Origin of the sequence: Sinisalibacter lacisalsi, from assembly GCF_014640115.1 — a bacterium.
In the GTDB taxonomy this organism is placed as follows: Bacteria; Pseudomonadota; Alphaproteobacteria; order Rhodobacterales; family Rhodobacteraceae; genus Sinisalibacter; species Sinisalibacter lacisalsi.
In genome coordinates this window covers 20,051-32,166 of record NZ_BMGI01000006.1, presented here as the reverse complement: position 1 = coordinate 32,166, position 12,116 = coordinate 20,051, and the positions used below count along the sequence as shown (strand labels likewise).

Below are 12,116 nucleotides of genomic sequence, written 5' to 3'. Positions count from 1 at the left end.
CCGGGCGGCGCGCCATGAGGGACATCTTCGCCAATTTCGAGCTCTGGACCGGCCTGCTCGGGGGGCTTGCGCTGTTTCTCTTCGGGATGGACCTGCTGACCCGCGCGCTCAAGCGGGTCACCGGCGACCGGATGCGCGCGCTGCTGGCGCGGCTGACCGAGAACCGGCTGAAGGGCGTTCTGCTCGGGGCGGGGGTGACGGCGGTCGTGCAAAGCTCGTCGGTGACCACGGTGCTTCTGGTCGGTTTCATCTCGGCGGGCGTGATGACGATGGCGCAATCGGTGGCGGTGATCATGGGGGCCAATATCGGCACCACCGTCACCGCGCAGATCCTCGCCTTCAAGATCACCACGCTGGCGCTGCCGATGGTAACGCTCGGCGTGGCCGCGATGCTCATCGCCAAGGACCGGGTGTGGCAGGAATACGGGCAGGCCGTGATCGGGCTCGGACTGGTGTTCTACGGCATGGCCGTGATGTCGGACGCGATGTCGCCGCTGGCGCAATACCCGGGCTTCCTGAGCGCCATGGCCTCGCTCGACGCGCCGGTTTTGGCGCTGCTTGTGGGGGCGGGTTTCACCGCGCTGGTGCAATCCAGCTCGGCCACCACCGGCATTCTGATCGTGCTGGCGGGGCAGGGGCTGTTGAGCCTCGAGGCGGCCATCGGCGCGGCGCTGGGCGCGAACATCGGCACCTGCATCACGGCGTTGCTGGCCGCGACGGGCAAGCCGCGCGAGGCGGTGCGCGCGGCCCTGGTGCACACCTTGTTCAACGTCGCGGGTGTTCTCGCCTGGGTCTGGTTCATCCCGCAGCTCGCGCTGGTGGCCAGCGCGATCGCGCCGGCGGGCGATAGCGCGCGCGGCCTCGCCTGGGCGCATACGATCTTCAACGTCGTCAACATGCTCGTGCTGATCGGCTTCACCGCGCCCTTCGCGCGGCTGGTCGAATGGCTGGTGCCCGACCGGCCCGATGTCGTCGACGCCGAGGGCTCGCCGAAATTCCTCGACCGGGCGCTGCTTGACACGCCCGCCATCGCGCTCGATGCCGCGGCCCGCGAGATCGCCCGTCTGGGCTACCGGGTGGCCGGGATGGTCGAGAGCGTGCTGCCGGTGGCGATCGAGGGGCCACGGGTGAAACTCGATGCCCTCGCGGCCACCGACAAGCCGGTTGACCGGTTGCACGCCGCCATCGTCGATTACCTCGGCGCGGTCAGCCTGCGCCGCCTCAGCCCGGAACAATCGTCCCGGCTGGTTAGGCTGATCTCGGTGGCCAACGACATTGAACAGATCGCCGACATGGTGGCGCGCGACGTGGTGATCTCGTCGCAGAAGCGGCTTGACGATCGGGTTCTGGTGAGCACCGCGACGCGCCGGGTGATCGCGCGGTTCCATGCGGAAGTGGCGGCGGCATTGCACGGCGCGATAGAGGCCTTCGAGACCGGCGACGCGGAGCGGGCGCGGCAGGTGCGCGGGATGAAGGGCACGATGCGCGCGATGGGGCGAGAAATCGCGCTGCACGGGATCGAGCGGCTGACGGCGGAGGCGCCGCGCCGGGTGCAGACCTATACCCGCGAGGTGGAACTGGTCGAGATCCTCGACGATATCTTCCGCCTCACCCGCCGGATCGCCCGCGAGGTGGCCGAGGCGGAGGGAGCGAACGGAACACTGCCCGCCTCCGAGCCGCCGCCGGGCTAGAGAATCTCGAGCACCTGTTCGGGCGGGCGGCCGAGCCGGGCCTTGCCGCCGGCGAAGACGATCGGCCGCTCGATCAGCTTGGGCACTTCGGCCATGGCGCGGATCAGCGCCGCGTCGTCGCTGTCCTTCGACAGCCCCATGTCCTTGAACTCTTTTTCCTTGGTGCGCATCGCCTCGATCGGGCGCAGACCGAGCGCGGCAAGGGCTGTGCGGATCTCGTCTTCGCTCGGGGCGTCGTCGAGGTAGCGGCGCACCGCCGCGTTGATGCCCCGCTCTTCGAGCAGAGCCAGTGCCTGGCGGCTCTTGCTGCACCTCGGGTTGTGCCAGATCGTCACGTCATCGGTCAAAGCCAGTCTCCTCTTGCCGTGCCCACCGCCTGCGAAACGTGGGCGAACCCGTCGCGCGCGAGCAGCACCTCGAGCCCGCGCACGATATCGTCGACGAGGCTCAAGCCGTTGTAGACGAGCGCGGAATAGACCTGCACGGCGGAGGCGCCCGCGCGGATCTTGGCATAGGCGTCTTCCGCGCTGGAGATCCCGCCAACGCCGATCAGCGGCAGGTGGCCCTGCGTGAGCGCCGAGAGGCGCGCGAGCACGCGCGTGGACTTTTCGAACAATGGCGTGCCAGAAAGGCCGCCCTGTTCGCTCTTATTTACACTTTTCAAGCCTTCGCGGTCCAGCGTGGTATTGGTCGCGATGATCCCGTCGAGCCGCGTCCCGCGCGCGACTTCGGCGATCGCCTCGATCTCCTCGCCGCCGAGATCGGGGGCGATCTTGAGGAAGACGGGCAGGAACCTGTCCTGGGATTCGCGCTCTTCCAGCACCCGGGTGAGCAGCGCGCGCAGCGCGACCGGGCCTTGCAGATCGCGCAGCCGCTCGGTGTTGGGCGACGAGACGTTGACGGTGACGAAATCGACATGCGGGCCACAGGCCGCCAGGACCGCAACGTAATCGCCGGCGCGGTCGTCACTGTCCTTGTTCGCCCCGAGGTTGAGCCCGATCGGCACCGGGTGGGTGCGGCAACGCCGGGTCAGCCGCGCCGCGGCGGCCTCCATCCCTTCGTTGTTGAAGCCCATCCGGTTGATGATCGCGCCGTCCTCGTAAAGCCGGAACAGCCGGGGCTTGGGGTTGCCCGGTTGCGGCCGCGGCGTCACCGCGCCGACCTCGACGAAGCCGAAGCCCGCCCGCGCCAGCGCGTCGACCACCTCGGCGTTCTTGTCGTATCCCGCCGCCAATCCCACCGGGTTGGGCAGCTTGAGCCCGGCCACGGTGGTCGCCAGCGCCGGGCTGGTGCGCAGCCCGGGCACCGGGGCGACCCCGGCCTTCAGCGCCATCAGCGAAAGGCCGTGCGCGGCCTCGGGGCCGAACCGGTGCAGAAACGCCATGCCAAGACGTTCGAAGGGAGTCATGTCATCGCTCCGGGGAAGTCATGCGCGCCATTGGAGCCGAGCGGCAAGGGCTCGGTCCAGGCCACGTCGGTGGCATCGAGCTCACGGTAGAGATGCGGAAACAGCGCCCCGCCACGCGAGGGCTCCCAGCGCAGGTCGGTGCCGAGCCGGTCCACCTCAACGGCGACGAGCACCAGCCCGGCCTCGCCGGCAAAATGTTTCGCGGCGGTTTCCCGCGCCTGCTCGGCGGTGGAGAAATGGATGAACCCGTCGGCCAGATCGACCGGTGCGCCCGGCGTGCTGCCGGCCGCTTCGAAGGCCGCCCATTCGGGACTGCGGAAGATTTTGTAGATCAGCATGGCCGCTGATGTGCCCGCGCCGCGTGCCCGCGTCAAGCCGGCGCTGTTACGCGGATGTCACGCCGAGATGCAATGTGACCGCGTGTTGAGCTTTGACAGGCGTGACCGACTCGCGCCAAGCTTGCACCAGTTCAATTTCAGGGGGCACCCATGACCAATCGTCTTCTCGCATCCGTCGCCGCGCTGGCGCTGACCACCGGCACGGCCTGGGCGGATTACACGCTCACCATCCTGCATACCAACGATCTGCACAGCCGGATCGAGCCGATCTCGAAATACGATTCGACCTGTTCGGCGGAAGACAACGAAGCGGGCGAGTGTTTCGGCGGCTACGCCCGTCTCAAGACCGCTGTCGACGAGGCGCGCGCCGCGCTCGACGGTGGCAACGTGGTGCTGATGGACGCGGGCGACCAGTACCAGGGCTCGCTGATGTACACCACGCACAAGGGTGCGGTCGAGGCGGAGATGATGGGCCGCGTCGGCTACGACGTGATGGCGGTGGGCAACCACGAGTTCGACGATGGCCCCGAGGGTCTGCTCAAGCTGATCGAGGCGGTGGAATTCCCGGTGATCTCGGGCAACATCGACGTCAGCCAGTCGAACATCCTGGCCGACAAGGTGCAAAACCACGTGGTGCTCGAGATCGGTGGCGAGCGGATCGGGGTGATCTCGGTGCTGGCCACCGACACCGCCGAAACCTCGAGCCCGGGGCCGAACGTGATCTTCCAGAATGCCGTCGACAGCCTCAAGGCTGACGTGGCCGCGCTGGAGCGCGAAGGCATCAACAAGATCATCGCGCTCACCCATATCGGTTTCTCTCATGACCTCGAGATCGCCGAAGCGGTGCCCGGGATCGACGTGGTGGTGGGCGGCCATTCGCACACGCTGATGTCGAACACCGTCGAGGGCGCACAGCCCTACCCGACGATGGCCGGCGAGGTGCCGGTGGTGCAGGCCTATGCCTATTCCAAGTATCTCGGCCAGCTCACGGTGACCTTCGATGACGCCGGCAACGTGACCTCGGCCGAGGGAGAGCCGCTCCTGCTCGACGCCGCCGTGGCCGAGGACGAGGAGATCAAGGCGCGCGTGGCCGAGCTGGCCGCGCCGATCGACGAGATGCGCCAGCAGGTGGTGGCCGAAACCGCCGAGCCGATCGACGGCGATCGGACCTCCTGCCGGGCGATGGAGTGCCAGATGGGCACGCTCGTGGCCGACGCCATGCTCGCGCGCGTCGCCGACCAGGGCATCGAGATCGCGATCCAGAACGGCGGCGGCCTGCGCGCCTCGATCGACGCCGGGCCGGTGACGATGGGCGAGGTGCTCACCGTTCTGCCGTTCCAGAACACGCTGTCGACCTACTACGTCTCGGGCCAGACGGTGATCGACGCGCTGGAGAACGGCGTGAGCCAGATCGAGGAAGGCGCGGGCCGCTTCCCGCAGGTGGCGGGGCTGACCTTCGCCTTCGACGCCGCCGCCGAGCCCGGCGCGCGGGTGTCGGACGTGATGGTCGCCGACGGGATGGACTGGAAGCCGATCGACCCCGAAGCGCGCTATGGCCTCGTGTCGAACAACTACGTGCGCAACGGCGGCGACGGCTACCGGATGTTCGTCGATGCCGAGGATGTCTACGACTTCGGCCCCGACCTGGCCGACGTGCTGGCGGAATACCTCGCCGAGCGGTCGCCTTACACGCCCTTCATCGACGGGCGGATCACCGCGAAGTAAGCGCGGGCGCCGGGGACGGCGCGGGCCTGGCCGCCCGCGCCGGTTTTTCGAATTGCTGCGCAATCCGACCGATGCGAGGGGCGCTGCCCCTCGCGCTCCCCGAGGTATTTGTGCCAGGATGAAGGGAGGAGCGGCGACAGGAGGCGGAGATGCAGGGCAGATGCAGTTGCGGCGCGGTGGGGTATCGGCTGACGGAGGTGCCGCTGGTGGTGCATGCCTGCCATTGCAGCTGGTGCCAGCGCGAGAGCGGCTCGGCCTTCGGGCTGAACGGGATGATCGAGACGCGGCATGTCGAGGTGACGCGCGGGACGCCGGAAGCAATGGAACTACCCACCGCCTCGGGCAAGGGCCAGAGGGTGATGCGCTGCCCGGATTGCGGCGTGGCGCTCTGGGCGCAGTATCACGGCACGGGGCCGGCGTTTTCCTACGTCAAGATGGGCACGCTGGAGGCCACCGGCGCGGTGCGGCCGGACGTGCATATTTTTACCTCCAGCAAGCAGGACTGGGTGCAGATCCCCGCGGACATGCCATCGTTCGAGGCGTTCTACCGCCGCAGCGAGGTTTGGCGGCCCGAGGCCTATGCGCGGTTCCAGGCCGAGCGGGCGCGGGTGGCGGGGTGACCTTGCGCGCCCGGCTGCGAGGCTGAGGCCATGTGCGGACGCATGGCCAATACGCTGCCGCCCGATGCCGTGGCGAAGCTGTTCGACGCTGCCCCGGCGAATGACCTGCCGCCGGTGCCCGACTACAACATCTGCCCGACCCGGCAGGTGGCGGTGGTGACCGCCGATCCGGGGCGCAGGCTCAGGCCGATGCGCTGGGGCTTCATCCCGCATTGGTACGACAGCCCGACCGACGGACCGCTCCTGATCAACGCCCGATCCGAAACCATCGCCGAGAAGCCCGCCTTCCGGGCCGCCTGCCGCGAGCGGCGCTGCCTCGTGCCGGTGACGGGGTTCTACGAGTGGCACCGCAGCGGGGAGGCGAAGCTGCCGTGGTTCGTGCAGCGCGCCGACGGGGCGCCGCTGGTTCTGGCGGGGATCTGGCAGGACTGGGGCGCGGACCATGCGCCGAGCTTCGCCATCGTCACCACCGAGGCGAACGCGGCGATGGCGCCGATCCATCACCGCATCCCGGTGGTGATCGAGGCGGGCGACTGGGGGCTGTGGCTGGGCGAGGCGGGCAAGGGCGCCGCCCGGCTGATGCACCCGCCGGGCGAGGATGTGCTGGCCTTTCACCGCGTCTCACGCGCGGTCAACTCGAACCGCGCCGAGGGGCCGCAGCTGATCGAACCGTTCGAGGATTAGAGCCGGTCGCGCAGCCACAGGAGCGGCGTGGCGGCGGTGAAGAGCGCGCGGCGGCGGCGGCCGAGCGGGAAGCGGCCGAGCGGGGCCTGCATCACCGAAGGGTAGGGCTGTGTGGGGGCCTGGCCGCGGATCAGGCTGGCCACCAGCGCGCCGGAGTAGCTCGCCATCGCGACGCCGTTGCCGTGGTAGGCCATGGCGATCCAGGCGTTGTCCATGCGCGGCACGGGGCCGACGAAGGGGGTCAGCCCGCGCGAGAGGTTGACCAGCCCCGACCATTCATGCGCGATCTCCACCCCTTCCCAGGCGGGGAACATCGCCGCGAAATCGGCGCGGATCTTGCGCGCGATGCGGGCTTCGGCGGCGGGGGTGGCGCGATAGCCGCCGCGCATTCCGAAGAGGAAGCGGCCATCGGGCATCAGGCGGAAATAATGCAGAAGCTCGCGGCTGTCGTAGGCCATGAGATCGGAGGTCCAGCCCTGCGCGGCACGTTCGGCGGCGCTGAGCGGGCGGGTGACGATCACGCTCGATTGCAGCGGCAGGGTGCGGCCGGCGAGCCAGGGCGGCAGGTCTTCCGAGGAATAGCCGTTGGTGGCGATGAGCAACCGGCGGGCGCGGAGTGTGCCGCCGGGCGTGACGAGGCGATGGCCGCCCTTCTCCGGGCGGATCGCGGTGACGGGGGAACGGGCGCGGATATCGGCGCCCGCCGCCCGGGCGGCGCGGGCAAGGCCGGCGGCATAGGCGCCGGGATCGAGGCCGAAGCCGATTTTCACATGTAGCCCGCCGTGGATGCCTTGCGCGGCGAGGCCACGCTCGGCGAGCGCGTCCGGGGGCAGCACGTCGGCCCCCACGCCGCGCGCTTCGAGCCAGGCGGCCTCCGCGCCGAAGCTTTGATATACGCGCGGGCGGTGGGCCAGCACCACCTCGCCGTCGGAATGTGTGTGGGCCTCGATCCGGTGCTCGGTGAGCAGGTCGGCGACGAGGGCGATGGCCCGTTTCTGCGCCTCGAACCACAGATCGGCCTCGTCGCGCCCGAAGCGGCGGGCCAGCATGGCGTCGGGCGCCTTCGCCCCGCCGAGGCAGCAGAAACCGCCGTTGCGCCCCGAGGCGCCCCAGCCCGGCGCATTGGCCTCCAGCACGGTAACCGCGGTGCCCTCCTTCGCCAGGTGCAAGGCGGCCGAAAGCCCGGTGTAGCCGCCGCCGATCACCGCGACATCGGTTTCGGCGTCACCGTCGAGCGCGGGCCAGTCCTGCTCCAGCGCCCAGGCGCAATCGGCCCGGGGCGCATCGCTGTAGGCGTGGGGTTCCCAGAGCCGGGTCACAGCCGGCCAAGGTAGGTGCGATACTCGATCTGGCTGATCGCCGTGGTGAGCTGGGAGATCTCGTCACGGCGCACGGCGGTGTAGATGTCGCGGTACTGCGTGCCGAAGATCGTGGCGGCGATCTCGGACTCGGCGAAAACCTCCACCGCGGTCGACCAGTCGGCCGGCAGCGGGTCGCCATGGCTGCCGTTCTCGTCGTCGAGCGGGAGCGGCAGCGGCAGATCGGGGTTTTCCAGCCCGTGCAGCATGCCGCCGAGGATCGCCGCGAGCGTGAGATAGGGGTTGGTGTCGGCGCCGGCGATGCGGTGTTCGAGCCGGGCGCCGGGGCCGGACACTTCCGGCAGGCGCACGGCGGCGGCGCGGTTATCGATCCCCCAGTCCGGCGCGTGCGGCGCGAAGGAGGCGGGCTGGAACCGGCGGTAGGAATTCATGTGCGGCGCGAAGATCGCCTGCAGGTCGGCCATGGTGACGAGGGTTCCGGCAACCGCCTGCTTGAGCAGCGGGGAGGGTTCGTCGGTGCCCTCGTCGAACACGTTGCGGCCGCTCTCGTCGATCAGCGAAACATGGGCGTGCATGCCGTTGCCGGGATGATCGGCATAGGGCTTGGCCATGAAGGTGGCGCTCATGCCGTGGCGGCGTGCGGTGCCGCGCACGAGGCGGCGGAAGAACAGCGCGTCATCGGCGGCGGCGAGCGCATCGTCGGTATGGTGGAAGTTGATCTCGAACTGGCCCGGCCCGTATTCGGCGATCAGCGTGTCGGGGGCCATGCCCTGCGCCAGCGCGCCTTCGAGGATGTCGTCGAGAATGGCCTGGGTGCGGTCGAGCACCTCGAGGTCGTAGTTCTGCGCGAGCGGCGAGCGTTCGGGCGGCTCTGGGGCCTCGTCACGATCGTCGCGCGGCTTGTAGAGGTAGAACTCGAGCTCGGTGGCGACGACCGGCGTGAGGCCGCGTTCGCGGAAGCGGGCGAGCACCTTCTCGAGCTGGAATCGGGGCGAGAACTGGGCGACGTTGCCGGTCTCGTCGTCCATCTCCACCAGCACCTGCGCCACGTTCTGGCCGCCCGCCGCCCAGGGCACCGGCCGCAGCGTGCCCGGCACCGGGTAGAGCCGCCCGTCGGGATCGCCGACGATGATGCCGAGCCCGGTCGCCTCCACCTCTTCGCCGAGGATGTTGGGGGCGTAGGTCGAGAGCGGCAGGCGCACGCCGCCTTCCGACAGTTTCTGCTCGTCGTCGCCCGGCAGCCACTTGCCACGCAGGACGGCGTTGATGTCGCACAGCATCAGTTCGAGTCGGTCGGGGCGGCCATGCGCTTTGCAAAAGGCCGCGTATTCGGTGAGAAAATCGCTCATGTGTCTGCCCGGTTTTCCTCGGCGATGCGCTTCATGATCGCGCGTTTGGAGATCAGCGAGGTGGTGATGACGCCCACGGTCACGATCCCGATCAGGATCGCCGAGAGCGCGTTGATCTCGGGGGAGACGCCGAGGCGCACCGCCGAGAAAATCTTGATCGGCAAGGTCGTTGCCGAGGGGCCCGAGGTGAAGGAGGCGATCACCAGGTCGTCGAGCGAGAGCGTGAAGCCGAGCAGCCAGCCCGAGATCACCGCCGGCGAGATGATCGGCAGGGTCACCGAGCGGAACGCGTCCCACCGGGTGCAGCCGAGATCGCGCGCGGCCTCCTCCAGCGAACGGTCGAAGGCGACGAGCCGCGAGGTGACGACCACGGCGACGAAGGCCATGGAAAAGGTGGTGTGCGCGAGGACGATCGTCATCATGCCGCGGTCGAGCCCGATCGAGATGAACAGCAGCAGCAGCGAAAGGCCGAGGATCACGTCGGGCATCACCAGCGGGGCGTATAGCATGCCGGAAAACAGCGTGCGCCCGTAGAACTTGCCGCCGCGCACAAGAACGTAAGCTGCCGCGGTGCCGAGCACGGTGGCCAGCGTGGACGAAACCAGCGCCACCCGCAGCGTCACCCAGGCGGCATCGAGGAAGGCCTCGTTGCGAAACAGCTCGCCATACCACCTCGTCGAGAACCCGGCCCAGACGGTGACCAGCTTGTTGGCGTTGAACGAGTAGATCACCAGCACCAGCATCGGGATGTAGAGGAAGGCGAAGCCGAGGGTGAGCGAGGTGGCGTTGAACCATGAAATCCGTCTCATGCGCGCGCCTCCCGGGCGGCGAAATCCGCAGCGGATGTCGCACCGGTTTCCGTGCGGAAACCGAGACGGAAAACGAACGTTTTCCGTGCCGTTTTTCGGATCGAAAAACGCGTGCCCGTCATACCTCGCTCTCCCATTGCTTCTCCTCGTTCTTGATGAAGAGCACGATCGGGATGATCAGGATCGCCAGCAGGATGATCGCCACCGACGAGGCCACCGGCCAGTCGCGGTTGGAGAAGAACTCCTCCCACAGAACCTTGCCGATCATCAGCGTGTCGGACCCGCCGAGCAGCGTGGGGATCACGAATTCGCCCATCACGGGGATGAACACGAGGAAACTGCCGGCAATGATGCCCTGCTTCGAAAGCGGCACCGTGATGAGCCAGAACGCCTTCATCCGCGAACAGCCGAGGTCTTCGGCCGCTTCCAGCAGGCTGTCGTCGAGCTTTTCGAGCGCGGCGTAGAGCGGCAGCACCATGAAGGGCAGATAGGTATAGACGATGCCGATGTAGACGGCGATGTTGGTGTTGAGGATCGTCAGCGGCTCGGAGATGATCCCGATGCTCAGCAGCAACTGGTTGAGAAAACCTTCCTGCGCGAGGATCGCCTTCCACGAATAGACCCGGATCAGGAACGAGGTCCAGAACGGCAGGATCACCAGCATCAGCAGCGTCGGGCGCCATTCGTCGGCGGCGCGGCTCATCGCGTAGGCGATCGGATAGCCCACCGCGAGGGTCATCAGCGTGGAAAGCACGGCGATCTGCAGCGACGAGAGATAGGCTTTCCAGTAAAGGCTGTCGGTGGTGAGGAAGATGTAATTCTCGAAGTCGAGCCCTGTCACCCAGTCGGTGATGCCCTCCCAGCCGCGCGAGAGATCGAGCGTGGGCGTGTAGGGCGGAATGGCGAGGGCGATGTCCGACAGGCTGATCTTGGCAACGATCAGGAACGGCACCAGGAACAGCGCCAGGAGCCACATGAAGGGCAGGGCTATGAGCGCCGCGCGCCTCATTTGGTCAGCACCAGGCCCGCGGTCTCGCGCCAGGAAAGCCAGACCTCGTCTTCCCAGGTGAAGTCGCGCCGGTCGAGACGGGTGGAGTTGGTCATCGCCGCTTTCACCATCTGCCCGCCGGCCATTTGGACGTGGTAGGTCGAGACATTGCCGAGGTAGCCGATGTCGATGATCGTGCCCCAGGCGCTGTTGGCCCGGTCTTCTGGCTTTTCGGCGCTGACCCGGATCTTCTCGGGGCGGATCGCGTAGCTGACGGTCTGGCCGTCGGGGATATCCTCGAACAGTTCCGCCGCGATCGGCGGCTCGTTTTCGGAATAGGTGATCTCGCCGCGTTCCGGGCCGGTGCGCCGGAACGTGCCTTCGAGCAGGTTCACGTCGCCGATGAAATCGGCCACGTAGACCGAGTTCGGCGCCTCGTAGACCCGTGCCGGCGTATCGACCTGGATCACCTTGCCGTTGTCCATCACCGCGATGCGGGAGGCCACGGTCATCGCCTCCTCCTGGTCGTGGGTGACGATCACGAAGGTGGTGCCAGTCTTTTCCTGGATGTCCATCAGCTCGAACTGGGTTTCCTCGCGCAGCTTGCGGTCGAGCGCGCCGAGCGGTTCATCGAGCAGGAGCAGTTTCGGTGCCTTGGCGAGCGAGCGGGCCAGCGCCACGCGCTGGCGCTGGCCGCCGGAAATCTGGTGCGGCTTGCGGTGGCCGAATTTCTCCAGGCGGGTGAGGCGCAGCATTTCCTCGACCCGCTCGGTGATCCGGTCTTTCGGCAGCTTGTCGCGCTTGAGGCCGAAGGCGATGTTGTCCCACACCGAAAGGTGCGGAAACAGCGCGTAGCTCTGGAACATCATGTTCACCGGCCGCTCGTTGGGCGGCACGCCGACGATGCTCTGGCCGCCGAGCAGGATGTCGCCCTCGGTCGGCCGCTCGAAGCCCGCGAGCATGCGCATCATCGTGGTCTTGCCGCAGCCCGACGGGCCGAGCAGCGCGAAGAACTCGCGCTCGTAGATGTCGAGGGTCAGGTCGTCGATCGCGACGAACTCGCCGAATTTCTTGGTGACGCCACGAAACTCGATGAGCGGTTTGGCCTGCGGGTCTTCCCACGGGGCATAGACGACCTGGGAGGGTTTGCGGGGTTTCTCCGCCATGCGCGCCTCGGGACTGTCG

At 67.9% G+C, this 12,116-nt stretch carries 12 protein-coding genes; 4 read left to right on the top strand and 8 right to left on the bottom strand.

Annotation, left to right across the window (positions count from 1 at the left end):
* Window positions 1-14 precede the first annotated feature (14 nt).
* Entirely contained in the window at window positions 15-1,691 is a 1,677-nt protein-coding gene (locus IEW01_RS15955) for a Na/Pi cotransporter family protein (protein WP_188529638.1), read from the top strand.
* On the opposite strand, the gene arsC is transcribed toward IEW01_RS15955, so the two are convergent.
* Genes arsC through IEW01_RS15940 form a run of 3 tightly spaced genes read right to left on the bottom strand, consistent with a single transcriptional unit; the run spans window position 1,688 to window position 3,437 of the window.
* A complete protein-coding gene (arsC, locus tag IEW01_RS15950) occupies window positions 1,688-2,038 on the bottom strand; it encodes an arsenate reductase (glutaredoxin) (protein WP_229738314.1) in 351 nt (116 codons plus the stop codon). The two genes, IEW01_RS15955 and arsC, sit on opposite strands and share 4 nt — an antisense overlap.
* The gene (locus IEW01_RS15945; protein ID WP_188529636.1) at window positions 2,035-3,099 is read right to left on the bottom strand and encodes a quinone-dependent dihydroorotate dehydrogenase; all 1,065 of its coding nucleotides are present in this window, start codon (window positions 3,097-3,099) and stop codon (window positions 2,035-2,037) included. Before IEW01_RS15945 ends, arsC begins: the two co-directional genes overlap by 4 nt.
* Window positions 3,096-3,437 carry a DUF952 domain-containing protein gene (locus IEW01_RS15940; protein ID WP_188529634.1) on the bottom strand — a complete coding sequence of 114 codons (342 nt, stop codon included), beginning with the start codon at window positions 3,435-3,437 and terminating at the stop codon, window positions 3,096-3,098. Before IEW01_RS15940 ends, IEW01_RS15945 begins: the two co-directional genes overlap by 4 nt.
* Window positions 3,438-3,587: 150 nt before the next feature.
* Here IEW01_RS15940 and IEW01_RS15935 point away from each other — a divergent pair, with 150 nt between their 5' ends.
* The 3 genes from IEW01_RS15935 to IEW01_RS15925 all read left to right on the top strand — a co-directional run bounded on the left by IEW01_RS15935 (window position 3,588) and on the right by IEW01_RS15925 (window position 6,466).
* Window positions 3,588-5,162 (top strand): bifunctional metallophosphatase/5'-nucleotidase, encoded by a 1,575-nt coding sequence (locus IEW01_RS15935; protein ID WP_188529632.1) that lies wholly within the window; start codon window positions 3,588-3,590, stop codon window positions 5,160-5,162.
* Between the two features lie 149 nt (window positions 5,163-5,311).
* The gene (locus IEW01_RS15930) at window positions 5,312-5,782 is read left to right on the top strand and encodes a GFA family protein (RefSeq protein ID WP_188529630.1); all 471 of its coding nucleotides are present in this window, start codon (window positions 5,312-5,314) and stop codon (window positions 5,780-5,782) included.
* Window positions 5,783-5,812: 30 nt separating this feature from the next.
* On the top strand, window positions 5,813-6,466 hold the full coding sequence (locus tag IEW01_RS15925; protein ID WP_188529628.1) for an SOS response-associated peptidase: 654 nt from the start codon (window positions 5,813-5,815) through the stop codon (window positions 6,464-6,466).
* On the opposite strand, the gene IEW01_RS15920 is transcribed toward IEW01_RS15925, so the two are convergent.
* The 5 genes from IEW01_RS15920 to IEW01_RS15900 all read right to left on the bottom strand — a co-directional run bounded on the left by IEW01_RS15920 (window position 6,463) and on the right by IEW01_RS15900 (window position 12,097).
* On the bottom strand, window positions 6,463-7,785 hold the full coding sequence (locus IEW01_RS15920) for an NAD(P)/FAD-dependent oxidoreductase (protein WP_188529626.1): 1,323 nt from the start codon (window positions 7,783-7,785) through the stop codon (window positions 6,463-6,465). The genes IEW01_RS15925 and IEW01_RS15920 overlap by 4 nt on opposite strands.
* A complete protein-coding gene (locus IEW01_RS15915; RefSeq protein ID WP_188529624.1) occupies window positions 7,782-9,134 on the bottom strand; it encodes a glutamine synthetase family protein in 1,353 nt (450 codons plus the stop codon). The genes IEW01_RS15920 and IEW01_RS15915 overlap by 4 nt, the downstream gene beginning before the upstream one ends.
* Window positions 9,131-9,943, bottom strand: a complete 813-nt coding sequence (locus tag IEW01_RS15910; RefSeq protein WP_188529622.1) for an ABC transporter permease — start codon at window positions 9,941-9,943, stop codon at window positions 9,131-9,133. Before IEW01_RS15910 ends, IEW01_RS15915 begins: the two co-directional genes overlap by 4 nt.
* A gap of 118 nt (window positions 9,944-10,061) precedes the next feature.
* On the bottom strand, window positions 10,062-10,952 hold the full coding sequence (locus IEW01_RS15905) for an ABC transporter permease subunit (protein WP_188529620.1): 891 nt from the start codon (window positions 10,950-10,952) through the stop codon (window positions 10,062-10,064).
* Complete coding sequence (locus IEW01_RS15900; protein ID WP_188529618.1) at window positions 10,949-12,097, bottom strand: ABC transporter ATP-binding protein; 1,149 nt, start codon at window positions 12,095-12,097, stop codon at window positions 10,949-10,951. The genes IEW01_RS15905 and IEW01_RS15900 overlap by 4 nt, the downstream gene beginning before the upstream one ends.
* Window positions 12,098-12,116 lie beyond the last annotated feature (19 nt).

Bases quoted from the DNA above. Each gene is read 5' to 3' on its own strand.
- IEW01_RS15910 (WP_188529622.1), bottom strand. From the start codon at position 9,943: ATGAGACGGATTTCATGGTTCAACGCCACCTCGCTCACCCTCGGCTTC.
- IEW01_RS15935 (WP_188529632.1), top strand. From the start codon at position 3,588: ATGACCAATCGTCTTCTCGCATCCGTCGCCGCGCTGGCGCTGACCACC.
- IEW01_RS15900 (WP_188529618.1), bottom strand. From the start codon at position 12,097: ATGGCGGAGAAACCCCGCAAACCCTCCCAGGTCGTCTATGCCCCGTGG.
- IEW01_RS15945 (WP_188529636.1), bottom strand. From the start codon at position 3,099: ATGACTCCCTTCGAACGTCTTGGCATGGCGTTTCTGCACCGGTTCGGC.
- IEW01_RS15955 (WP_188529638.1), top strand. From the start codon at position 15: ATGAGGGACATCTTCGCCAATTTCGAGCTCTGGACCGGCCTGCTCGGG.
- IEW01_RS15930 (WP_188529630.1), top strand. From the start codon at position 5,312: ATGCAGGGCAGATGCAGTTGCGGCGCGGTGGGGTATCGGCTGACGGAG.
- IEW01_RS15905 (WP_188529620.1), bottom strand. From the start codon at position 10,952: ATGAGGCGCGCGGCGCTCATAGCCCTGCCCTTCATGTGGCTCCTGGCG.
- IEW01_RS15940 (WP_188529634.1), bottom strand. From the start codon at position 3,437: ATGCTGATCTACAAAATCTTCCGCAGTCCCGAATGGGCGGCCTTCGAA.
- IEW01_RS15915 (WP_188529624.1), bottom strand. From the start codon at position 9,134: ATGAGCGATTTTCTCACCGAATACGCGGCCTTTTGCAAAGCGCATGGC.
- IEW01_RS15925 (WP_188529628.1), top strand. From the start codon at position 5,813: ATGTGCGGACGCATGGCCAATACGCTGCCGCCCGATGCCGTGGCGAAG.